This is a genomic window from Pseudalkalibacillus sp. R45, assembly GCF_052246725.1.
GTDB lineage: Bacteria > Bacillota > Bacilli > Bacillales > Fictibacillaceae > Pseudalkalibacillus.
Map to the genome: position 1 here is coordinate 219,126 of NZ_JBQQCL010000003.1, position 23,609 is coordinate 242,734.

Sequence of the window (23,609 nt, forward strand, 5' to 3'; positions counted from 1 at the left end):
AATACATTAAAAGAAATAGCCTTGCGGTAGGTCGACACCCAGTAGCCAAACGAACATTGTATAAACAATTAACAACAGAACAAAAGGAAGTACTGTCATCTCCCACCATTTACGATTCTCTAGTAATAGATTCATTAAAAGGACAAAACCAAGTGTTGTGACAAAAAAACCAATGATAGGCACCAGGATTACATACCCAATTAAACTGAACACAAGGATGATTTGTTTGTTTTTAATCCATAGTCTCCAGCCTTTAAAGGTAGACATTTTCTCTTGGTTTTTTTTCCGTATTCCTTTATATATGGATCTACTTGCTTCTATTGTTAATAGTACCGCTAATCCAATGATAAGCATGGTTACCAAATTCTTTTCTTGAGGATCGGGTAGGTTTTTTACATCCAGGAAATAGAACAATGCAAATGAACCGATCCCCAGTAAAAATAAGATATTCTTCAGCTCGTGAGTCATCATAAGATTCCTTTCGTCAAGGAATTATTGGAACAACTCCTTGTATTCATATATTACTTCTACAGTCTCGCTTAATCTTTCAGTTGCTTCATCAGAAGGGACCCATTTTAGCTCCATGCTCTGCTCTTCTCCCCACTGCTTGAACTCATCACTTGTAACTGATTTTTCAAAAGCTGTTTCGAGTTTGTCCCAACGTTCCGGATAATTTTCCTGGAATTCCTTCTTTACTTGAATAAACCGGCGATTTGATACTGCTGGTAAATCCATATCATGTCCCATATCCTGCAATACAGTATTGATTAATGGCACATCAGGTGCTTGTTCATATGGTTCATCACTATAGATAGCAAGCGGTCGCAGATCTTCTCCTGCACCTGCCATTGTCCCTTCAATGTCAGAAGCGATGAAGTCTACTTCTCCTCCCATCAATGCGGTACGCATAGGTCCACCACCATCATATGGTACTGCTCTAACATCCATATCCAATTTATCTGTAATCATTTTGACTGCAATATCAGACCACGAACCAGAAATCATAGCATAGCTTAATTTACCTGGATTTTCTTCGATACCCTTGAGGAGATCTTCCATTGTCTTGTACTCAGAGTCCTTATCTACCCATATGGTGATCGGAGATGAATGGGTTATTCCTAAAATATCAAAATCCTCAAATTCATACCCCGCATCTCTTACAATCCCAGCTTCAAAATGTGGATGGGATTGGTACACAATATGTGTCCCGTCATCTGGATCTCCATTTTTATGCGTATTCGTTCCAGATGCTCCACCCCCACCTTCTCGATTTTCAACAACAACGGATGTATCAAGCTCTTTCTCTAAAATTGGTGCAAGTGCTCTAGCTTGCCTATCAGCTGATCCTCCTACACTATAAGGGACCACTAATGTGATTTCTTTATCTGGCCAGTCAGCCACATCCACGTCGTCACTAGCCTGTTTGCCCCCACAGGCTGTCAGAATCATTGCCAAAATCAAAACTACTGCCGTCCATAATAGTTTTTTCATAACCGTTCCCTCCCGATTTGTTAACGCTTTCATTTGTTCACAAGATATAATCACCATGTTTTTTTAGATATGAAACCAATCCACCAGATTCTAATATCCTTATCATCACCATTGGCATGCTTGTACCCTGAAGTTCATTTCTTTGATTCTCATTGATGACTGTCCCTTTAGAAAGATTGATCGTAAGAAGAGTTCCGGTCTCAATATTGTGATCTGGTACTTCTATGACCGGTAAACCTACATTAATCGCGTTTCTAAAGAAAATTCTGGCAAAGGAACGTGCTACTACAGCTGAAACCCCTGCTGCCTTCAAGGCTAAAGGAGCTTGTTCACGAGAAGAACCGCATCCGAAATTCTCTCCTGCTACAATAATGTCTCCTTCACGTACTTTTTCCCTGAATGAAGGGTCAAGATCCTCTAGTACATGATCAGCTAATTGCGACAAATCCAAAGTTTTCGTGTATTTACCAGGTATAATTCGATCCGTGTCAATGTGATCACCGTAAGTATGAGCATATCCTTTAAGATTCACGTTGTTACCTCATTTCCACTAGCTTATCAGGATTAGTGATTTTACCATTTAACGCTGAAGCCGCCACGACAGCAGGTGACCCAAGGTATATATTAGCCGAAGGGTTGCCCATTCTACCCTGGAAGTTACGATTAGATGATGAAATAACATTATCTCCTTTACCTGGTATACCCTGATGAGTTCCTACACAAGGTCCACATCCAGAGCTAATAAAGGTTGCACCTGCTTTCGTCAATATCTTTACAGTGCCGTCATCCAAAGCATCTTCAAAAACTTTCTTGGAAGCTGGTGCAATGATAAGGCGAACATCTGGAGGTATCTTTTTCCCTTTCAACACTTCTGCTGCAGCATGTAAATCTTCTAATCTTCCATTCGTACAGCTGCCGATAAACGCCTGATGAATTGGAGTGCCTTCAACTTCCGAAATTGATTTGGTATCGTCAGGTGAGTGCGGGATTGAGATTTGAGTCTCCAAATTTGAGACATCTATTTCTATGACTCTGCTATAAACTGCATCCGGATCGGCGTATATGGGGGTAAAATTATGATCTAGTTTTAAACCAGTGGTATCTACAAGTCCTGCTTTTGCCCCCATCTCAATTGACATATTGGCTAATGTCATCCTACTAGCCAGTGTTAAATCGTGAAGCGCCTCTCCGGTATACTCTATCGCCTGATATGTAGCTCCCTCAATACCTAACTTACCAACAAGATAGAGAATGAGATCCTTTGTGGTAACACCCGTTTTCAACGTCCCATTCAACCTGATTTGAATCGTAGTTGGAACCTTCACCCAGGTCTTCCCTGTCAGCCAAATCCCAGCTAAATCAGTAGATCCTACGCCAGTTGAAAAGGCTCCTAAGGCTCCGTACGTACAGGTGTGGGAGTCCGCACCAAAGAATATATCTCCAGGTTTTACATGATTGTTCTCAATCATAAGCTGGTGACAAATTCCTTCCCCAACATCATAAAGACGGATGTTCTGTTTAGAAGCGAAGTCACGCATCATTGAGTGTAAATCAGCAATTCGTTGATTAGGAGCGGGCGATGCATGGTCAATAACTAATGAAACCTTCGATGGATCCCATACGTTTTGTCCTCCCATGTTTTCGAAGGATTGGATTGCTAATGGAGCGGTAGTGTCTGAGGCCATACACCCATCAATCTTTACTAGCGCAATCTCTCCTTCTTTCACCTGATGATCTGAATGATTCGTAATAATTTTTTCTATTACAGTCTGACCGATGTCAATCTCCTCCTTCCCCTGTATTTCCAGTCAAAGAATAACCCATTTTTTTAGATATCGTTAATGCCGCATTTCTGATTAATTCTCCATATTTCAGCTCTAGTTCTTCAGTTAATTTTATTGACATTCCTGAAAGCGAGATTCCAGCTACAAGTGTATAAGTATTATTGAAAATAGGAGCTGAAATTGAATATGCGCCGAAAACTCTATCATTTTTACTGATTGCCAATCTATTTTTTCTTATGGTTTCAAGTTCTTTGTAGTAGGTATCTCTATCAATGACTTTTTGATTTTCTCTTTCCCATGTACTAATCTCTTCCTCAATGAATTCTTCTTCACAAAAAGCAAATAATGCTTTCCCAGAGGCTCCTCTAACAAGAGGATAGGGATAGCCTAGCCGGACGAATTGACGAATATCTTCACTGCCATCCGACTTCTCGACACACACTCGGCGATTTGCTTGAATGATATTCAAACTCACTGTCTCACCTGTCTCTTTAGATAATTGCTTTAATACAGGTAAGGCCTCCTGTCGAACATCAATGGTCTCACTGACAATCTGCCCCATTCCAATTAAGGGTAATCCTAAGCGGTACAAACCATTGTGTTGATTCCGACTAATCATTCCCTTATCCTTCAAGGAATTTAATAGTCGGAATACCGTTGTCCTATTCAGACCAGTTTTATTCACAAAATCAGCTAAAGATAATTCATATTCGTTTAATGTAAAACAATATAAAAGGTCAATCGCTCGTTCAACAGACTGCACGGTACCTTTTGATTGTTCAGTCATCTCAACACCTCAACAATCATTTCTAATTGTGTTCACATTATGAACACTAAGTTCGCATTGTGAATCCACACTTAGGAGTCTAAAGGATATAAATTAGCTTGTCAACAGAATTTTCAGAAAAATAAAAAAGATGACCTCGTGTAAGTACCGAAATCATCTTTCATGCTGAAACTATTTATACTACTTATTTAATTGTATTATTTGATACGAACCGTTCGTACCTGATTTGATTTAAGTTCTACTTTAAACCTGTTATTTTTTACACCAAGAGAATCTATCACTTCTTCATTCAAATTGACAAGAGCAGCTTGATTTACTTCTTCTGTCACCTTGTAACCTGTTGCGATGTCCTCTTCTTTAGCATTGAACATCCGCATTACCAATGCATCTTTATTCTCTGCTTTTTTCAACGTGCTTAGGACGGCTTTTGGCTCTTCTTCCTGAAGCAGCGTATAACTCAACGGCGTACGTACCTTGGAAGCATTCAGCTTCATCGCGTTGTATGGAATCTTGTTATATGCATGCAGTGGTGTGAGGTATTCTTTCGCCGCGCGTCCTACATTCGCTTCCAACGTCGTCCCTTTATGCGTAAGGATTGCAAACTCGAGATTCAATTTCCCTAGCATTTGCGAGTCTGGCGTCGGCATTTTGATCCCTGATGGTCTGCCTGGTCTCCGGATCATTTCTGCTTTTCCGATATACCCGACACTTCGGAACAGCGTGATCGCGATCGTATCATAGTCTTCCCCGACAATCTCGTATTCTCGGACACTATTCGTCAGCACACTGACCCCGTAGTCGTCATTCGAGAGCCCGACATAATTCAACATCGGATAGATCGGGTCCGGACGTTCACTCCAGCTTTCCTCTTCCCAAACATCCATCGCTTCATCATATACCAGTCTTTTGATCGAACCGAACTGGTTGTCTGATACTGAAAAAGAAGATTGCAAGCCTGTTGGAATGAACGCGCGCAAACGATGATCCTTCGCCTGGTTGTCCATCTCGCACGATACATCGATCCGCGGCTTGTCATTCGACACCATGATGCGGAAAGACACATCCACCTTACTATCGAGTGCCCCGCGCTTTCTGCTTTCCAGGTCTTGCGGAACGTCAAAGGAATAGTCGATCGTAATCGTTCCCTCATACGCATTTTGCGCGATGCCGATATGGGCATCCACCGAATCCGAATAGATAAGCTCTTCATCCGGGAGTGGTGAATAATCATACTCGTCACCGTCATCTCCTCCATTTTCAAGGAGAAGCACCTGATCGAAGTGCTGATCCGTCCGTTTATCGAGCACTTTCAACGTTCCATTCGGATTGACGGAAATCGTGAAGTACTCGGTATCCACGACATCTTTCTGTTCAATCGAGTTAATCATCTCACGCTCTTCGTTTACGACAAACAGGGTCCGGTAACCCATCGCCGGGACGTTCCCCTTCCACTGAATCGTATACTTCATGAAAGTTTCATAGTTTCCGTAGTGGACGATCTGGCGGTCAATCAGTCCTGGATCGATTTCTTCTGAATGGATCATCTCGAACGCTTGCTCCTTACCATGTTCATCGACCAACCGGAAAGCGCCATTCTTCGTAATCACGTCTGTCGTCATTACCTCTTCCCGTTCATATGGGAGAAGATTGAATACCGTCAACCGATCATCTTCACGGTCTGTTTCCATCGCATCAACAATCTGCCGCTTATAAAATTCAATCAACTGGTCGGTCTTCTCTTCAGCCAGGAACAACCGGTTCGCGATTTCCTGATGGACTTTATCCGAACAACAACAGCCGATGCTGTCATGTGCATGGTTCTTCATAATCTCTTTCCAGATCAGCTCGAGCAGACCATGGTGATACTCAAACCCGAGCTTATAGGCGATGGACGCAAGCGGTTCTAAGATATTCGTAATCTTATTTTCGACCCTGGTGTTGGCCGCTTTAATGTCCGCCCGCGTTGAAAAGATGCTGCGGTGGACACGCATGTACTTTCCATCAAGGAATTCACCTTCAATCTCAGGCAAGTCCTCAGACTCGATCGCGTCAAACACATTTTCAAATTTGCTTAAAAAGAAGTCACGGTCCGGGTAGAGCTTTTTCAATTTTTCCATGACCGGATAGATGTTCTGCTGGATCGGCATCTGATCATGCCCGTTCGGGACAAGCAGATGCTCGGAAGTCGCGCCTTTATCGAGTACACCAAAATACTTGTCCATCCGCTCTTTCAACGCGTCCTCCTCTTCCGGCAGATACTTCCCGATTGCATACCCGAGCGGCAAGAGCTGGACGAGGACTTTCGAGCCGTCATTCGACTTCCAGTAAAACTCTGTTCGGTCTGTCCCATGACGTTCAGATGTCCCGCGCCAGAACATGCTACGTTCAATGCCAAAACCATTCAGGATCTGCGGCATCTGAGCCGACTGTCCGAACGAATCCGGAAGATAGCCGATCATCATCGGATCTCCAAATTCTTTGGTGTCCTTGAGTCCATACAGCAGATTGCGGACGATCGACTCGCCACCGACGACCATTTCATCGGTCTGGGTGTACCACGGTCCAACGATCAGCTTCCCTTCCTGAACGAGCTTCTTCACCCGTTCTTTGTTTTCTGGTTTTACTGCAAAATAATCTTCTAAAATGGACGTCTGGCCATCCAGGACATAGTACGGATAATCCGGGTCATTCTCCAGACGTTCCATGATCTCTTCCATATTGTTCACGAGCAGGATCCGTGATTCTTCGGTGGAAAAATACCATTCACGATCCCAGTGCATATGAGGCACGATGTGGACTTGTTTCAATGTGAAAACCTACCTCTGTTTATGAATTTGCGACTGCTTGCATTTGTGCTTCTTCACGTTCTTCCTTTGTATCAGGCTGTTTCTTCAATTTGTTTTTCCGCGTGATGATCAATAACACCATCGAGATGAAGGCGCCGAGTAATGCTGCACCCAACCAGATACCGGCCGCTACAACGAGGGCTGGACCTTCAAGAAGTGCGAGTGAGAAGATCCCTGCTCCTGGTACATTCAAACCAATATCGAAGAAAGCGACGATACCGCCTGTCACGGCAGAACCTGCGATCAACGATGGAATGACACGTAACGGATCATTGATCATGAACGGGATCGCACCTTCTGTGATCCCTGCTAGTCCTAAGAGCCACGTTTGCTTTCCGACCTGTTGCTCCGGTTCGGTGAAGTATTTCTTTCCGATGATCGTCGCACCTGTCACAGCAAAGGCTGAAACCATTTTAACGGATGCAAATGCCGCATACGGTATGATGTTTCCGCTCGCCATCGCACCGATACAGAATGTATAAGCGGCTTTGTTCACCGGTCCGCCGAGGTCGAAGGACACCATCGCTCCGATGATTGCGCCAAGCAGGATCGCATTCGCGCCTGACATGCCTTCAAGCCAGCTGATCAGACCACTATTGAGTGCTGCGAGCGGTTCGCCGACGACAAACAGCATGATCGCACCGACGGACAATGTGCCTAACACGGGATAAAGCCAAAAGCTCACAAAGCCTGAGAACGTTCCAGAGGTTTGGACGTTCTTTTTCAAAAACTTGATGATATAACCGGCTAGGAAACCACCGAGCATACCACCGAGGAATCCACTTCCAATTAAGTTTGCACAGACACCAGCTGCAAAACCAGGTCCAAGCGCAGGTTTATCACCGATTGAATACGCCATATATGCTGCTAAAATCGGCACCATCAAGGTTCCGAGCAGTGTTCCGCCTAATTCTCTGAACAGCCAGAGCCAGGAGCCTTCTGTTTCATAGAGTTCCTGCAGACCGAACGCCTGTGAAATGAGGACCGCAAACGCTAGCGTCATTCCGCCGGCGACAATGACCGGGATGATGTAGGAAATCCCCGTCAGAATCGAATCTTTGATTTCAACCTTGAACGGTTTGTTTTCAGGTTCTTCTTCATAGGCGTCATCGATTTCTTCTTGTCGAGCATTATTGATGCCAGCTTTATCCGCCTTCTCAATCGCTTGCTTCAAGATCCCCTCTGCATTTTTAAGAGGAGCCGCGACGGACGTTGTAACCCGCGGTAAACCAGCAAAACGCTCCTGGTTTTTCACCGCAACATCCGCAGCGAAAATGACTGCATCCGCTTTTCGGATCTGCGCTTTCGAATGCGCGTCTTCAATGCCGTTCGCACCTTGTTTTTCAACGACAACCTTCACGCCTAACTCATTCCCAGCACGGATAAGCGATTCAGCCGCCATATACGTATGGGCGATGCCAGCAGGACAAGCGGTGACGGCTAGGATTGTCCGTTTAAAAGATTCAGACGCCACTGGCTTTTCTTCATCCTTCTGATCCAACGCCTGATAAAGCTCTTTGTTCGTCTTAGCATTCACCAAACCAGCCATATAAGACGGATCTGCGAGTCTCGTTGTAAATTCAGAAAGCAAGGAAAGGTGGGTTGAACCAGCTTCATTATCTGGTATCGCTAACAAAATCACCAACTGGACTTTGTTGTTTTCATCAATGCTCTCCCAATCCTCCAATGGAGTCGGGAGTGTTGCTACGGCAAAAGCCGCTTCTTTTACCGCATCAGACTTTCCGTGCGGAATCGCGAGTCCGCCTTCAAAACCTGTTGGGGACTGCGTTTCGCGTTCCATCACAGCCTGGTAAAACGCTTCTTCTGAGTTCAATTTTCCGGCTTCACCCAACTGTCGAACCAGGTACCGGATCGCTTCCTCTTTCGTTTCAAAGGATCGTCCCGTACTGATCAAGTCAGGTGACGTAAGAGTTTGTAGTCGCACTGTATGCTCTCCCTTCATACTAGCTCAGTAAATTGTGTTCATAGTAGCACAGGGAAAGGAAGCGCTTAATTTCTTCATACTTTTACACAGACAAACAAAAAGAAAACGGTTACATGTGTATTTATACACACATTACACGTTTTCCCATAATTCGTTCGATAACAGCTGTAGCACCATCATGACCGGTGTTTTATCCGAAATATTGTAGTTTTCAAGCATCTTTTTTGGAGAATAAAAAAATAATTTGTAATCCGCTTTCTCTTGGAGTGGGTTGCGGGTAAAGTGGGTCAATGATATGACCGTAACCCCTTTTTCCCTGGCGAGTTCCGCCATCTCAATCATCTGATCCGTCTCACCGGAAATACTGATCAAGAATAGCACATCCTGTTTTCCCGCATGGTTGATGGCATAAATCGCATCATGCCGATGTAAAAAGTATTCCGCTGTCTGCCCGCCGATTTTCAGGTGGGTAGTGAACAGCTCACAGAATGGCAGGTTATCCCCTACACCGAAAATGTAGATGTGGCGGGATTGGAGGATCTGTTTCGTCACCTGCCGGATCAGATCATAATCGACAAGTTCCAGTGTCCGGTTCATGTTGTATTGGATCGTCCCCTCTTCCGCTTCGCTCTCCAACCGCAGTTCATCTTTCAGCTCATTCTTCAGCTGCGAGAAGCCATCATATCCAAGCTTCTTCGTTAACCTAGTGATGGTATTCGGAACAGTGAACAACTCCTTCGCCAACGCCTGAATCGATATCTCAATCACCTGATCCCGATGACTCAGCATAAACTCAACGATCTGGTCATCCGTATCATTTAATTTGTATTCGTATTTATGAGCTCGTTCCTGTAAATTCACCTACACCCCACCACCCTTCATGTACAGCAAATCTTAATAACTTTTATTTTAACATCTTTTAGATTTCTATCCTTAGTATGTATATAAATACTACAAAAAAAGACCTATTCAGCTAAGAATAGATCTTTTTTTATTAATATATTAGTATTTAGCTGCTTCATTAAGCACTAAATCACCAAAACGTTTCATTTGCTCAAAATCAAATATTTCATCAAATTCTAACTTTTTAACGCCATATTGCATTTTTAGTCCTCTTTCAAGTAACCCATCTTTAAACCATTGAACATTTTTAATTGTTTGATATCTGAACTTTTGTTGAAAATCACTATTATACTTATTTCCAACAAACCATACCCTTTTATTTGTAGCGAATAGGTATCCTTTAGTTTCTTTTTTACTAGATTTATCAAATTCACAAGCTAAAAACGTAAATCCATATTCATCTTTTTCAAAAATATTTTGTAGTACTGATTCAAAATAAGCTTTATTTCTTTTTACTTCCTGATACTCATACTGAGAATATTCGAGTTGGTTTATATCAACCACTTTTGAAAGTATTGCTAGTACTTCTTGTTTTTCCTGTTCTTCTTTTAATTCTTGCTCCTTTTTGTAATGAGCTCGCTTTTCTTCAAGTTCAGCTTTTTTGATTGCTTTCTTTTTTTCTTTTTCAGTACGATAAGATGTTACTTTTTCTCTAACTAATTTAGGATCTTCTTTTTTCGTTAATATATTTACAAAAACGTCCTCAACTTTATAACACACCTTCTGGTAAATTCCCATATGAAATCCCCCCTTTAAGCAATCATTTTCTTAGCAACATAAAAACGTCTAGCTAACCATCCAGCTAAAAGAACTCCCATTCCTACTGTGGTTTGAGCATTCTCTTGTCTTTGTTCTTCTTGGTATTCTATAGCTCCTAATTCAAAATAATGGTTAAATATTTCTTCAGATTTAATATACTTTTCAGGTATATATAACTTCTCGCCTGATAAACCGAGCTCGTATGCTTCATCTTGAATTTCAATTACATCATTATTAGATTCAAAGCCTTCTTTATACCATTTTGTATATTTTTCTTTAAGAAAATTGGGTTGTTTATAATCAAGCATTTTAAACGCATCATTATAACCCTTTTTGTAGTATTCATCCCGTAGTTCTTTTTGTCCTTTTTCGTAACCATCTTGATATGCTTTCAGGTAATTTTCTTCTAAATCATTTAAATTTTGTTCTGTGTCGTTTTTCCCGTTATTATAGCCTTTTTCTCTATATTCATCTTCTTTTTCTTTTACTCTTTCTGATACAGCTTCTTTAAAGCCCTTTTCAAAAGTCGCTTTTAAGATAACATTTTGGCTGTATTTCGTAGGAATATCAATTTTGTCTGTCTTTTGACCTAATTTATAACCTGCTTCTTCAGCTTGTTCTTTTAAACCGGTGATTTTTCCAGTTCCATCTTTAAAACCTTTTATATAACCTGTCTTAAAGCCTTCTTTGTACGCATCTGATCCTTTAGAGGTTGTGGGGTTCTCATCTTTTTCGTTATATCCATCTTGATAACCTATATCAAACCCTTTAGCTTCTCCATTTGCTTTATCTTTTTCAGCATTTTGCTTGGCAATTTGTTCAGGGCTACCATTGATCTTTGAAGTATCATACCCGCTAGGTACCTCACAAGGGATACCATCATCTACGGTGTTCCCCCAACCATCAAGTCTTTCAGGATCATTGGTTTTGGAATAGCCCTTTTTGTTCCAATACTCTACAACTTCATCATAACTTGCAAAATCTGAACAGTCTTTATCAGAGGATTGAGTTGAAGAAGTGCCTGCAGAGGACGATCCTCCTGATGAACTACCTCCCCCATTATGATAATGGTAACCAGTACATAAACCCTTAGCTTTAGATTTCTCTGAACAATTGTGTCCTCCGCTACTGTCAGTCCTACCGGAATGAGCATATATAAAGTCAGAGGTTGAAACAATTAAAATAATAGTGAGTAATAAACTAAATAATTTCCTCATGTTGCATCCCTTCCCATAATTTTCTACAATTATATTTTAATATATTAAAACGAAAATTAATATAACTATTTTCCAACATTTTTCTAATAAAAAAACCGTAAGCAAACAAGCTATCGACATATTAATATAGTTTATTGAGTTATTTTCAACTATTTTTAGAACAGTTCAGAGTCTTTTAGTTTTAATGGATAAATTAAGTCTTTACCTACTAGAATTCAAATTAATTATGCAGCTAGTCCAAATTTAAGGCGACGATATAATTGATTTTTATTTCAATATAAGGGTATGGACGAATATACTACCCTTAAGGAGGGATATAGTGCCTTCTAAGATCGAAAAAGACCAACAGATAAAAGGAACAAGGACCTCTGTTTCAGAGTTTTGGCGCTGGGCGTACTCAGATCTTTTAAGTAACCGGAATCGAGGAATATTTGCCGAATTTTTAGTTGGTCACTCTTTAGGATTAACGGATAAACCACGAATTGAATGGGATAAGGCAGACTTTGAGTACAACGGAAACTTTATTGAAGTGAAGTCGGCTGCTTACATTCAATCATGGTACCAAAAGAAGCCTTCAAGCATTTCCTTCAGTATTTCTAAAACAAGAGCCTGGGATCCAGCTACAGGCAACTGGAGTTCTGAAGTAAAGAAAAATTCAGACTGCTATGTATTTTGTGTTTATACCGATCAAGACAAAACAAACTACAATATTCTCGACATGGATAATTGGGAATTTTACGTGGTCTCTACGAGGTTTCTAAATGAACATTACCCAGAGCAAAAGAATATTCACTCTCCACCATAAAGAAAGATTTTTATTCAGTTCATTTTAGTGAATTGAAGAGAGAGATCGATAGTGTACTTAGATCAAGCTAAGAATCATTTCGAACAAATTCCCTTCTAAAGCTATGCTATCATGAGGGTAGAGAAAGGAAGGGGTAAAGTGAAGAAAACCGTAAAAGTAGTTGCTGCCATTATTGAAAATGATAATGAAGAAATTCTATGTGCTTTACGTTCACCCACAATGGCGATACCAAATATGTGGGAATTCCCTGGCGGTAAAGTAAAAGAAGGGGAAAATCTTCAAACAGCGTTAGAGAGGGAAATTAAAGAAGAGTTAACATGTGAAATCAAAGCATCCGAAGTATTTAACGAGATCATACATGAATATGACTCTTTCATTATTAATTTAATTGCACTGAAAGCAAGACTTATTGAAGGAGATCCTGTTGAAACCGAACACTCTAAACTCGTTTGGCTTAAGAGAGATAATCTTAAGTCCTTAGTATGGGCACCCGCTGATATCCCTGCTGTTGAACAGCTTATAAAAGAAAAAGTGTAGTCTCGAAGAAGACCACACCTCAGCGAGATGGTTAAACATTTAATATTCTCTATTATTTTCTGCAACACTTGTTACGGGCTTGAAGAATTCATTCTCTTTATATTCAAATTGGGTTTCAGTAAACCGCTTTTCTAGATACCTTTCCAGTTCTTTATCCGTACAGTATACGAAGCATCCTTTTTGTCCTCTGGTCATCAGAGTGCGGTATGTATTGCGAATAATTTCGTCAGCTAACCGTTTAGCTTCCTCAGGATTTTCTTTCATCATTTTCTTAATTCCTTTGAGAGAACTGTCTGTCTTAGCACGTTGGTTATAGTCGGTTTTGATTTCTTGGTCTCGATAGATAAGGTCATCTCCAATAATCACGCCTACATAGTCAAACTCTAATCCCTGGCACGTATGGATACACCCGACTTCATTCACGGATTCTGGATCGATCGCCCACGTCTCCGAACTATCAAGGTTCCAGCTCATACCGAATCCGTGCTCCGGTAAAACAATATCATGATAATTTGATTTGCTTTTCCCTTCTTTAATCCAATCCCAACAGTATCCTGCTACTAATCTTGATTTATTCTTCACCCTATTTAACTTTTCTATTTCACAGCGTAACTCGTTAGGATCAGAATAGATCCGGAAGTCATAGTTGTTTGCGATGTGGTTTGCATTTGCTGTCTCTCGGATTTGCAGAACATCATCAATCCACGCCAAATACCCATCGGATCCATTACATCGAAATTGAGATTCCAAATTCATTCTCGTAACAGGAGCACCATGTTCCATAGCAAACTTTTCAATCATACCGATACTACCAACGTCTTTTAAGGTTACCCGTTGCCGTTCATCGATAAAAAAGATTGATAGTTTAGATGCACTGATGATTTCTTTTATCTGATTTTCGCCAAGGTTTTGAAACATCCCAGATTTTTCATTTAAACGGTGTGCTTCATCTACAATTAGGACATCAAATTCATTTTCAGGAGCATTCACATAACTTCCTGAGCCTTTAAAGAGGTTATCGATATGCCCCTTGCGATAATCTTGCTTTAACTTGTTAGCATAAATTTTTCTTGGAGCAGCATTCTTCGTAACGTATTGTGAAACTAAACTACGATTTGTCATTTCAACCAGCAAATTGATAGCAAGTACAGATTTCCCTGTACCAGGACCACCTTGGACCACAAGAACATGTTTCTTATTTGACCGAACAGCGTCTTTAGCTAGTTGTAAGGCTGTTTCATAGACCACCTTTTGATCATCAATCATGATGAATTCCTGATTACCTTTCAACATATTGTTCAAGGAATCTTGAAGGGACTTGGAAGGTCGAATCCTACCGCTCTCAATTTTATATAAGGTTTCCTTGTTGTCACCAAACTTGATATACCGCTTAATAAAATCACGTAATTTACCGGCATTCCCTTTTATGAATATAGGAGCCTGGTCGATATAGTACTGATACACTTCATCAGTCAAAGGGTCATTTACACCTGGAGTAATGTAGTTATGGAGATAAGCACAAGGATAAATCTCGATGTTTTCATTTTGTACATTTTCATTATAATCTTTGATTAATGCAGCATAGGACCAGGCTTGATATGAAGGGTGGGTTGTTTCCCTGATTCCACGATTGATCAACGTCTCCACGACTGCTTCTTTATTATCAACCTTTTTAATACTTTCCCACTGCTTCAATTCTACGACTACAACTGAATTTGTGGTGTCTTCCTTACCCGAAATCAAAAAGTCGACTCTGCGTGACGTATGCGGAATTTTAAACTCAATCGCTACTCCAGCATCACTCGGAATCTCATTATCCATCAGGACCCGGTACATATATTGCATTGAATTATCCCAGGAGCGAACTTCACTTTCATTGATCTTCCCGATTTTGGTGTTATAGTTGTTGCAAATGTTCGGCACAAGCTGGTCTTCAAAAACATCCGATAGGAATTCGGACTTCGTTGCCTCGTAAACAATCACTTCTTTTCACCTCACTTAAAGTACATTCTTATTCGCTTTGGGTACTAACATTGGCGGCATTTCTTGTCTTAGTCGCCATGTTATACTCATCGGCTTACTTCCATAATGTTGTACATAATCTGCGGTTCCGAGGAATATAAACGGTGAAGTGTAGCCATTTTCCTTCTTGTATTCTCTTATGAACAGTGCGATCTGATGGTTGTTTTCTCTTTGATGTATGTAACGCTGAGCTGTTTTACTTGTATCTGAAACCGTACTCTGGGACTGCCAATGGAACAACCGTTCATTAATCGCATAATCTTCATAGAGTGTTGATGGTGAAAAATCCTTCTCAGACTTATTCAATGTGATAAAGAGGATATCGACATTCTTATCTTGAAAATGTTTAGCACCCTCGCGAAAGGCTGGACTTTTCTCCTCATTAAAATAATCGAATGCAGCCATGATCTGTGCAGTGGAGTACTTGCTATGAACGCCCAATGGACTTTCAAAACTAAAATCATTTTCGATTTCGAGCGCTTTAAGATGGTTGTAGTTATAGGTTAAAATTGAACGGATCTCATCTTTTATTTCGGGTGTTTGTAAGATTTGTTGAAGACCTTCCTCAATTGATCCAAATCTCTCTTTTTCTGGATAGACTTTATAAAAGGAATAGTAAAGCATGCTGACCATCAACTTCTCTTCCTTATCCTCTGCCTTAGACCCATCTAGGTATTTCAAGTAAAAAGTAAGAAGTCTCTTAGAATTTAAATGAAACAGACTTGGTAACCGCTTTGTGATTTTCACTTCATCCTCAACAACCCGGTCTTCCAACAATCCCGCTTCGATCTTCATCCTAAAGAATGAACGATCTCCGGTTTTCCCATAAAAGTCGTACAAGGAAAGGTTATGATGGGTCAAGAAATTTTCCAACGTAAGGTCCAAACCTGTATCCTCTTTGAAGTATTTCATCTTTTGAACTAAGTTGGCGCGAGTGTTTGCTGTTGACTTGATATTTCTTAAAATGTATTCCTTCGCTTGTTTTTCTAACTGGATGAATGAGCCCTTCGGAAGATTGGAAAACCCATTCTCTACATAATGCTTGACCGAATGTTTCGTTCTTCCCATCAACGCTCGGAACTTGTCTTCAAAATTATAGTCCTTGTGAGCCTGGCCGATAAAATCGAGCACTGTAAGACATTCTTTATCCTCTGCAAGCCGTAACCCTCTCCCCAACTGTTGAAGAAATACAGTTAAACTTTCCGTTGGGCGAAGGAACAGAACGGTGTTGACCTCCGGTAAGTCGACACCCTCATTGTAAAGATCAGCGACAAAAATAAACCGAATGTCTCCCGATAACAACCGGTGTTTAGCAGTACGCCTTGTCTCAGAATCGGAATCGCCATGTAAGGCTATTGATGGAATTCCATGCTCATTAAAGAAATTGGCCATGTACTTTGCATGGTCAACTCCGACACAGAAACCCAATCCTTTGACCTCATCGATATCTGTAACGTATTTATAGATGCTTTTCAAAATTTGCGAACTGCGCCTCGTGTTATGCGTGTACACATTCTCTAGCTCTCTTAAGTCATAACCTTTGCGACTCCATTTTAGCTTCGAAAGATCCTCTGTATCTGTCACACAGAAGTATTGAAATGGGCTCAGGAGTTTCCGATCAATCGCTTCTGTCAAACGCATCTCAGCGGCAATCCGGTCATCAAAATATGTTAATACACTCTTTCTGTCCATCCGCTCTGGTGTAGCCGTCATACCAAGTAAAATCTTCGGTTGATAGTATTCTAAAAGCTTTTTGTAGGAATTTGCTGCTGCATGATGGAATTCATCCACGATGATGAAATCATAATAATCAGGCGTTGTCTTTTCATACAGCTTTGTGCTATTGAAACTCTGAATACTGATGAATAGATGATCCAGTTCTTCGGGCTTTTCTTTTCCCACAAGGAGATCACCGAAGTTCAGGTCTTGAAGAATGGCTCTGAATGTATCTCTGCTTTGTTTTAGAATTTCTTCACGGTGTGCGATAAACAAAAGTCTCTGTGGGTGACCATTCTGTTTCACAAACCTCTTGAAGTCGAACGCAGAAATCACAGTCTTCCCTACGCCGGTTGCTGCAACCAGGAGGTTTTTATTCCGATTATAAACCTCACGTTCGACTTGAAGGTTTTCTAATATTTCTTTCTGATAATGATAGGGTTTGATTTCAAAAGAAAAATGAAGTGGCGTTTCTTCTCTAGTTGACTTTTTAAGCGTGGTTTTTAGCTGGTTACGATCACTTTCATCTTCATGATTGAACGTTACGAACTCTTCATCATTCCAGTACGTTTCAAACGTAGCATCCACTTTCTTCATCACATCGAACGAGTCTTTTTCTGTAATTTTCACGTTCCATTCAAGACCGGATGTCAATGCTGGATTGGAAAGATTCGAGGAACCGATATAAGCCGTACTAAAACTAGTATCCCGCTTGAACATATAAGCCTTTGCATGTAGACGCGTTCGTTCAATATCATAGGAAATCTTTATTTCAGTGTTAGGAAGCTGGCTAAGCTCTAAAATCGCCTTGTAATCAGTCGCCTCCATGTAAGAAGTCGTGATTACGCAAAGCACACCATTTTTCCGAGTCGTAAATTCACGAAGCTCTTCAATAATGCAGCGAAGACCACTCCATTTAATGAATGAAACGAGCATATTGATCTCATTTGAGGTTAGTATTTCTTTCTTTAATTCACTCAGCATATTCGGTTCGTAGTTGGAACCAGTAAAAAGAGAGCTTTCAGATAAAGGCGTAACCGGGCGAACTGGCTTGTCCTTTTTCAAGCTCTTTATCGTGTTCAGTTTTGAATAGATAGAAGTGAGAACCTCTCCTTCTTCAGCGATTTGAAGAGATTCAAACTCCTGGTCATATGTACTCAGGTAATAAATGATTTCGTTGCACACTCGGATCTGACGTAACAATGCCTCCTTATCATCACTTTCATGATCACGAGCAAGTTTCAACGCCTTTCTCGTTATGTATGAAATATAAGCAGACAGCTTTTTCCTCGCCTCTTCAACATCGATCGGTTCCTTACCGATATCAAATGTCTCAAGTTCAACAGCAGTCAAACTCTCCTTAAGCTTCTTATTAATAATCTTCTCATACAAACCCTCTTTAAACACAAAATCACCCCAAAAGAAAAAACCTATTACTGGTAATTATACCAGAGTAATAGGTTGGGGAATAATTATCTTATGGTTACATAAAAATAAGTAAATAAGGAGATGGGAATTCTCTCCTTTATACATAAAAGGAGAGAGCCACATGGAAAGGGAATATAAATGGAGCGAAATGTCAAATCGTGAAAGAAACCTCTTAATAAGTACTACTGTTTTAAACCTAGAGTGCTTTTCTACAATCGAAGGAAGAAAATGGTATGATAAACATTACCAACTTGGTAATTGGCATTATACATCAAATTTACACGATGCTATTGACCTATCTAAAAGAGTCATTCAAGAGAATTTAGAGATGGTTATTATTTATTCAAATCAAAAATATCATTGTATAATTAGTCATAAAAATGATAATAATTTGCCTTACTTAGGAAAGGCCGTTTCAAAGTCCCTTTCAGAATCAATTTGTCTTGCTGTATTGCAATATAAAAAAATCAATATTAAAGTTTGATTTCAGCAACGATATCTTTTATACATTTCTTGAATTTTATGTTCTCATTTCATATTCTCCATATCCAGTAAAATGGATATGTGAGAAGTTAACACCAAAATTTTTCATTTTGTGAATCATTAAATTTTCTAAATTTTCATCACATGTAGTAAAAAATAGTTGGTCAACAAATCTATTTTCTTTATTTGAAAGTTCTGAACGAAGTAAATCAATAAAAGAAAGAATATTTAGATCATCCATTGTTTGAATAGGATCATCCATAAAATAGCACTTAAAAGCACCTCTCTTTTGCCCCATTGCCACTGTTAAAAAAATTGAAAGAGCTACAACAGATAGTTGACCAGCACTTAATATATTAGTAGCCGACACTTCTTCATTACTAATACTTGCCATTAGACTAGCTTTAGTTTTTGTTGTTCCGTCCATAATTAAATTAATTTCTTCTATATTAGTATGTCGGTTTATCCTTCTATATATTTGTTGTAATGGTAAACGGATTTTTTCTACCATCTGTCTATCCCATTCTTTTCTTTTTTTCTTTAATTCTCGGGATATTTCTTTTAAAGCTTCTAAATTATTCTGTTTTTTCTTGAGAAGTACTTCTTTTTGTTTAAGCACTTTAGCTTTCTTATCTAGATCATATTGTGATTCTTTTATAACTTTATCATTTACAAGACTTAGTACAACTCCATCTAGTATTGTTAGCTTTTTATTTATTTTCTCAACATCAATGTTATCCATGGTCAACTCGTCAGGTAGTTGTTCTTTTTTATTTCTAAACAACTCTTTGAACCTTAATAGACATTCTATTTTCTCTTGAGTACTTAAAGAAACAAACTCATCACGTTTCATTAAATTTTCACCAAATTCACTAGTAACAAAATCAAGTTCACCAATATCATTTACAAGTAAGTTTAATAAAGAATTCTCTAATCTATAAATATCATCTTTATCTATTATTTGCTGTTCTAATTCCTGTTTTTTAATTTTTATTACTTCTTCATTTAATTCATTGAAGTTTAGCTTAAATAAAGTACAAGCGTTTTTTAATTTTTTCGTCTTATCAAAATTCGTTAATAATTTGTTTATGGAGCTAATTTTTGTATCAATTAAGTTCAATAAATACTTAACAAATTGATTATAAGTATCATTAATTTGTTCTTTTTGTTTGATGTACGATTTTTGGAGGTTTGATCTTTTCGAATCTACTTCCCCAAGAATTTCTCTAGCATTAATAACAAGTTCATTGCTTTGAATAGGAAATAATTCTTTACTGCCGCAAAGAGGACATTCTTCTTGTCCCCCACTGCGTAGCTTGTGGAATCCTTGTGAATGATCTATTAACGATCTTAGGGCATTAATTGCATCATCGGAACTCTTAAAGCCTTCAAGTTGGTTTTCAAGTTTTCCTAAATCCGAGAAATGTTCATCCATCGTTAAAAAAGTAATAAATTCTCTATCGTCTTTATCCAGAATACTGGAAGCAATGTATTTTAGTTTTGCTACCCCTACTTTTGATGAATTCTTATATTCCAAAATCTCTCTTTTATTACCGTGGTGTATATACATATCCTGTTCTAAACGTTCTATTGTTTTTCCCTGTACACTTAACACTTCATCTCTAAATTGTTTAAATGGAGTATAAATCAGTTTATTAAAATCTTGTAGTTGTTTTTGATTATGTAATTGATTTAGATAGGGGTTTAACTCCGCATAGACAGATTCATTTTCTTTAAGATATTTCAATTCTTTAAGTTGCAATATTTGTTTCTTAATACGATCTATTTTATCGTGATAATGTGTATCATCATTTAATATTTCTTGTGGAAATACTTCTTGATCATAAAGTTTTTCTTTTGGATAATCATTAATATTAACTAAGACATCACCGCTATTTTTTCTTTCTACAATTAATTCTTTTTGTTTTTTCTCTGCATCATTATACATACTTTTTGCAACATCAAATTCTGTCTTAAATACTTCTGAAATTTGATTAGTTAATTCGTCTACTAAACCTTTTCTTTTCTTTTTGCCAGGATACCCATCCAAATTATTGATTATTGTCTCTACTTCCTTTGTACCCCCAAAGAAAGCTGCAAACATATCATAGATATCATTCCTGCTTTTTTCATACACTCTTATGTTTTTCTCATATGAACTAGTGTATCGTTCATAAAATTCTTTTGATATTGGTTGATTTAATAAGAAATCAATTGTTTGCTTCTTTTCGATGATTTCCCCATTAACCTTAAAAATAGAGTTTTCAGGAAAAAATCCATCACTTTCATTACCTCCTAAAAAAGTCCTCTCTAATTTTAGATCATTATTTAGATACCTAATATCCATAATTACACTTACTTGTTTTTTTGAACCATTATGACGTAATAAACATTTCTGCATCTTCTTATTTTTTTCTTTTCTAATTTCATAGTCTTCGACAATCCTTTGAATGGTACCAGTCATACACCACTCCATTGCATCTAATAATGAAGTTTTCCCGTAACCATTTGGACCTCCTAATAATATTAAACCACTCATACTTTCTTTTTGATCAAAAAATGTGAACTCTTGCTGTTCATACCCTCTAAAATTCTGGATTTTTATACCTTTTATAAAGAAACCATTATTCATCAGATTTTTCCTCCCTTAATTCAAGGAGATTTAGAACTGTATCAAGATTCAATTCTTCATTCCATTTAATTAACTCATTATATAACTTCTGGTTAACAACTGTTTTTACATCTTCCTCTAAACTTTCCCTTAATGATTTATATGGAGTTAATTCAATATTTATGGGGAAAGAGGGAAGTAAGGAAAGTTCATTTTTTATAAACATATCGTTAGAAATAGCTGTATCCATAACTATTTTTCTACACGTATATTTATTCCTTTCTAGTCCTACAAGAAAATTCACCATACTCTTATCTGCACCTTTAGTATGTAATGGACAAAGCAAAAGTAAATTAATATTATATTTTAATGGATTTCGATTAGGGAGAAGTTGAATGAAAGCTAATATATTATTTTCAAAAGTTTCTATTTCTTCTTGAGTAAAATAAGTACTTTTCTCCTTGATAATGTATAATTCCGTTTCATTCCTATTAATGAATATGTTATTAAATGGTAAAATATCTTCGGAGTTGTTTTTAGTGAATTCTCTATTAAATTTCTTTTCTTCAAAGCCATTTGATTTTAAAAATTCTAGTACGATTTCGATTTTCAACTATTATCACCCCTTATTAAACAACCATCTACAAAAATATTTGGAACTTGATATATTTTTTCAAATTTATTTTGGGATAGACACCCCATACATTGCACATGAAAATGATCATCTACGACTTCACAGAATGTTAGTCGCTTTCGTTCTTCTCTTGGTAATGTTATGTCTATTTCATAATTTAAGTTCTGAGAAGCATTAAAATCATGATCATTATGACCCATATACCAGACATCTGGTCTTATGCCTTTTTGCTTCAATCTAGGAAGCAAATGTCGTAAGCAAGCATAAAAGCTTTCACCATAAATATCACCAGTAATAACACCAATTCCTCTTGTTTCAGCAGGATATTTAAATAACCATGCTTTTTCATTTATTTCGAACCAGTCTTCTAGACTATCAATCTCTTTTTCTTCTAACTGATGATAATATAGAATTTTTGCTAACTTACTGAGAAAATTGGCGATAGGGCTACTACATGTAAGAAACTCCATAAATTCTTCCGAACCATTGTGATAGAATTTTTTTAGTTCTTTTGGTGTTATCGACTTTAAGAAAGAGCTACGAAGTTCATTTTTAATTAACTTTTTCTTTAAAAAAGGCTTTATAACATCGTTATAAATTATTCTATAGCTTTCAGTCACTCTATCTTCAAAACCCATATCTACTTCTATGTCTGATAAATTAGAGTCTGCAATAGAATAAATAAAATCAATTATCTTTTGAGTGTATAAATCATCCATTTCATAAGGGTCTCCTTGGAAATAAGATTTAAGAGACTCAAAAGTTAATTCAAAACCCTTTTGTCCATCTTCAATAAGTTTAGTAATAGCTGCACCATACAAGAATTCTGGTGTAAATCCATTCTTTAATTCTCCAAAAAGCGAATAAAGTTTGGATTTAAGTTCATCAGAAATTTCTTTATGGCTTTTAGTAGCTTTAAAGCTAGCAATTTTAAAGAAACCATCTCTATTTTGTTCAGAATCAAGTTTAGTTTCAGAAATTTTATCCCATACATTATGTTTCGGAGACTTACCACTACCTTCTTTTTTTATTTTTTCTAATTCTTTTTTTCTTTTGTTCTCATAAGAATTAAATGCTGCCTTTAATACCGTTTGGACATCTTTTTCTCCATTAGGATCAAATTGAAAAATAACAGCTTTATATGATACTTCCTTATCGACTTTTAATTCTAAAAATTTAAGGTAATTGAGATATAGCCATAGTACAGCATCATAGTACTTTGAATTGGTAACACCTTTTGAATGATGTTTAATTTGAGCAACTCTAATGTAACTACGTTCATTTGTAGCAAAGTATTTAACATAGTCTTCGATAGTTTCAACTTTATATATTGCAGGTCTCAGTTCTTCTTCAAATGCATCTTCATCTGTACCTTCTGTAAGTATATGTAAAAGAGTCAATTCAAATTGGTAGAAGTATCCTACAATTGAATGAAAAGCATCTCTGTCTTGATTATCATTATGTATATCATGTATAACTTCCTCTAATTGAACCGACATGACAGCCTCCTTTTTACTAAATATTACATTAATCGGAACTATATAACAAATAACATTTTAAATAGATTAAAGGACTTTTGCTACTTTTTAAATAGATTTATATTTTAAAAAGTAACCATATGGTTATAGTCCTCAACCTAAC

Annotated in this window: 18 protein-coding genes; 3 read left to right on the forward strand and 15 right to left on the reverse strand. The window is 38.1% G+C overall.

The window, feature by feature from the left end:
- Positions 1-6: 6 nt before the first annotated feature.
- From ACTWQL_RS08740 to ACTWQL_RS08785, 10 genes are all read right to left on the reverse strand, one after another.
- On the reverse strand, positions 7-468 hold the full coding sequence (locus tag ACTWQL_RS08740) for a tripartite tricarboxylate transporter TctB family protein (RefSeq protein ID WP_443142060.1): 462 nt from the start codon (positions 466-468) through the stop codon (positions 7-9).
- Positions 469-492: 24 nt separating this feature from the next.
- Positions 493-1,491 carry a Bug family tripartite tricarboxylate transporter substrate binding protein gene (locus tag ACTWQL_RS08745; protein WP_443142061.1) on the reverse strand — a complete coding sequence of 333 codons (999 nt, stop codon included), beginning with the start codon at positions 1,489-1,491 and terminating at the stop codon, positions 493-495.
- Positions 1,492-1,528: 37 nt separating this feature from the next.
- Positions 1,529-2,023, reverse strand: coding sequence for a 3-isopropylmalate dehydratase small subunit (locus ACTWQL_RS08750; protein ID WP_443142062.1), 495 nt, complete (start codon positions 2,021-2,023; stop codon positions 1,529-1,531).
- A 4-nt stretch (positions 2,024-2,027) separates the two neighbouring features.
- Positions 2,028-3,299, reverse strand: coding sequence for a 3-isopropylmalate dehydratase large subunit (locus tag ACTWQL_RS08755; RefSeq protein ID WP_443142180.1), 1,272 nt, complete (start codon positions 3,297-3,299; stop codon positions 2,028-2,030).
- Complete coding sequence (locus tag ACTWQL_RS08760; RefSeq protein WP_443142063.1) at positions 3,271-4,062, reverse strand: IclR family transcriptional regulator; 792 nt, start codon at positions 4,060-4,062, stop codon at positions 3,271-3,273. The genes ACTWQL_RS08755 and ACTWQL_RS08760 overlap by 29 nt, the downstream gene beginning before the upstream one ends.
- A 197-nt stretch (positions 4,063-4,259) precedes the next feature.
- Entirely contained in the window at positions 4,260-6,869 is a 2,610-nt protein-coding gene (gene mngB / locus ACTWQL_RS08765; RefSeq protein WP_443142064.1) for a mannosylglycerate hydrolase, read from the reverse strand.
- Positions 6,870-6,888: 19 nt separating this feature from the next.
- The gene (mngA, locus tag ACTWQL_RS08770; RefSeq protein WP_443142065.1) at positions 6,889-8,853 is read right to left on the reverse strand and encodes a PTS 2-O-a-mannosyl-D-glycerate transporter subunit IIABC; all 1,965 of its coding nucleotides are present in this window, start codon (positions 8,851-8,853) and stop codon (positions 6,889-6,891) included.
- A 132-nt stretch (positions 8,854-8,985) separates the two neighbouring features.
- Positions 8,986-9,714, reverse strand: coding sequence for a MurR/RpiR family transcriptional regulator (locus ACTWQL_RS08775; RefSeq protein ID WP_443142066.1), 729 nt, complete (start codon positions 9,712-9,714; stop codon positions 8,986-8,988).
- 141 nt (positions 9,715-9,855) lie between these two features.
- The gene (locus ACTWQL_RS08780; RefSeq protein ID WP_443142067.1) at positions 9,856-10,494 is read right to left on the reverse strand and encodes a PH domain-containing protein; all 639 of its coding nucleotides are present in this window, start codon (positions 10,492-10,494) and stop codon (positions 9,856-9,858) included.
- A gap of 14 nt (positions 10,495-10,508) precedes the next feature.
- Positions 10,509-11,732, reverse strand: a complete 1,224-nt coding sequence (locus tag ACTWQL_RS08785; protein ID WP_443142068.1) for a YHYH domain-containing protein — start codon at positions 11,730-11,732, stop codon at positions 10,509-10,511.
- A gap of 319 nt (positions 11,733-12,051) precedes the next feature.
- Between ACTWQL_RS08785 and ACTWQL_RS08790 the strand changes: the two genes are divergently transcribed.
- Both ACTWQL_RS08790 and ACTWQL_RS08795 read left to right on the forward strand, forming a co-directional pair.
- A complete protein-coding gene (locus ACTWQL_RS08790; protein WP_443142069.1) occupies positions 12,052-12,537 on the forward strand; it encodes a hypothetical protein in 486 nt (161 codons plus the stop codon).
- Positions 12,538-12,675: 138 nt separating this feature from the next.
- A complete protein-coding gene (locus ACTWQL_RS08795) occupies positions 12,676-13,074 on the forward strand; it encodes a (deoxy)nucleoside triphosphate pyrophosphohydrolase (RefSeq protein ID WP_443142070.1) in 399 nt (132 codons plus the stop codon).
- A gap of 39 nt (positions 13,075-13,113) precedes the next feature.
- Here ACTWQL_RS08795 and ACTWQL_RS08800 read toward each other — a convergent pair whose 3' ends face one another.
- Complete coding sequence (locus ACTWQL_RS08800; protein WP_443142071.1) at positions 13,114-15,057, reverse strand: DNA/RNA helicase domain-containing protein; 1,944 nt, start codon at positions 15,055-15,057, stop codon at positions 13,114-13,116.
- 15 nt (positions 15,058-15,072) lie between these two features.
- The gene (locus ACTWQL_RS08805) at positions 15,073-18,219 is read right to left on the reverse strand and encodes a DUF3427 domain-containing protein (protein ID WP_443142072.1); all 3,147 of its coding nucleotides are present in this window, start codon (positions 18,217-18,219) and stop codon (positions 15,073-15,075) included.
- Positions 18,220-18,361: 142 nt separating this feature from the next.
- Here ACTWQL_RS08805 and ACTWQL_RS08810 point away from each other — a divergent pair, with 142 nt between their 5' ends.
- Entirely contained in the window at positions 18,362-18,724 is a 363-nt protein-coding gene (locus ACTWQL_RS08810) for a hypothetical protein (RefSeq protein WP_443142073.1), read from the forward strand.
- 36 nt (positions 18,725-18,760) lie between these two features.
- Here ACTWQL_RS08810 and ACTWQL_RS08815 read toward each other — a convergent pair whose 3' ends face one another.
- The 3 genes from ACTWQL_RS08815 to ACTWQL_RS08825 are packed head-to-tail and all read right to left on the reverse strand — an operon-like array spanning position 18,761 to position 23,467.
- Complete coding sequence (locus ACTWQL_RS08815; RefSeq protein ID WP_443142074.1) at positions 18,761-21,355, reverse strand: AAA family ATPase; 2,595 nt, start codon at positions 21,353-21,355, stop codon at positions 18,761-18,763.
- Positions 21,348-21,947: an ABC-three component system middle component 1 gene (locus ACTWQL_RS08820; RefSeq protein ID WP_443142075.1), complete on the reverse strand. Its 600-nt coding sequence runs from the start codon at positions 21,945-21,947 to the stop codon at positions 21,348-21,350. The genes ACTWQL_RS08815 and ACTWQL_RS08820 overlap by 8 nt, the downstream gene beginning before the upstream one ends.
- Positions 21,944-23,467: a hypothetical protein gene (locus tag ACTWQL_RS08825; RefSeq protein ID WP_443142076.1), complete on the reverse strand. Its 1,524-nt coding sequence runs from the start codon at positions 23,465-23,467 to the stop codon at positions 21,944-21,946. The genes ACTWQL_RS08820 and ACTWQL_RS08825 overlap by 4 nt, the downstream gene beginning before the upstream one ends.
- Positions 23,468-23,609: the final 142 nt, after the last annotated feature.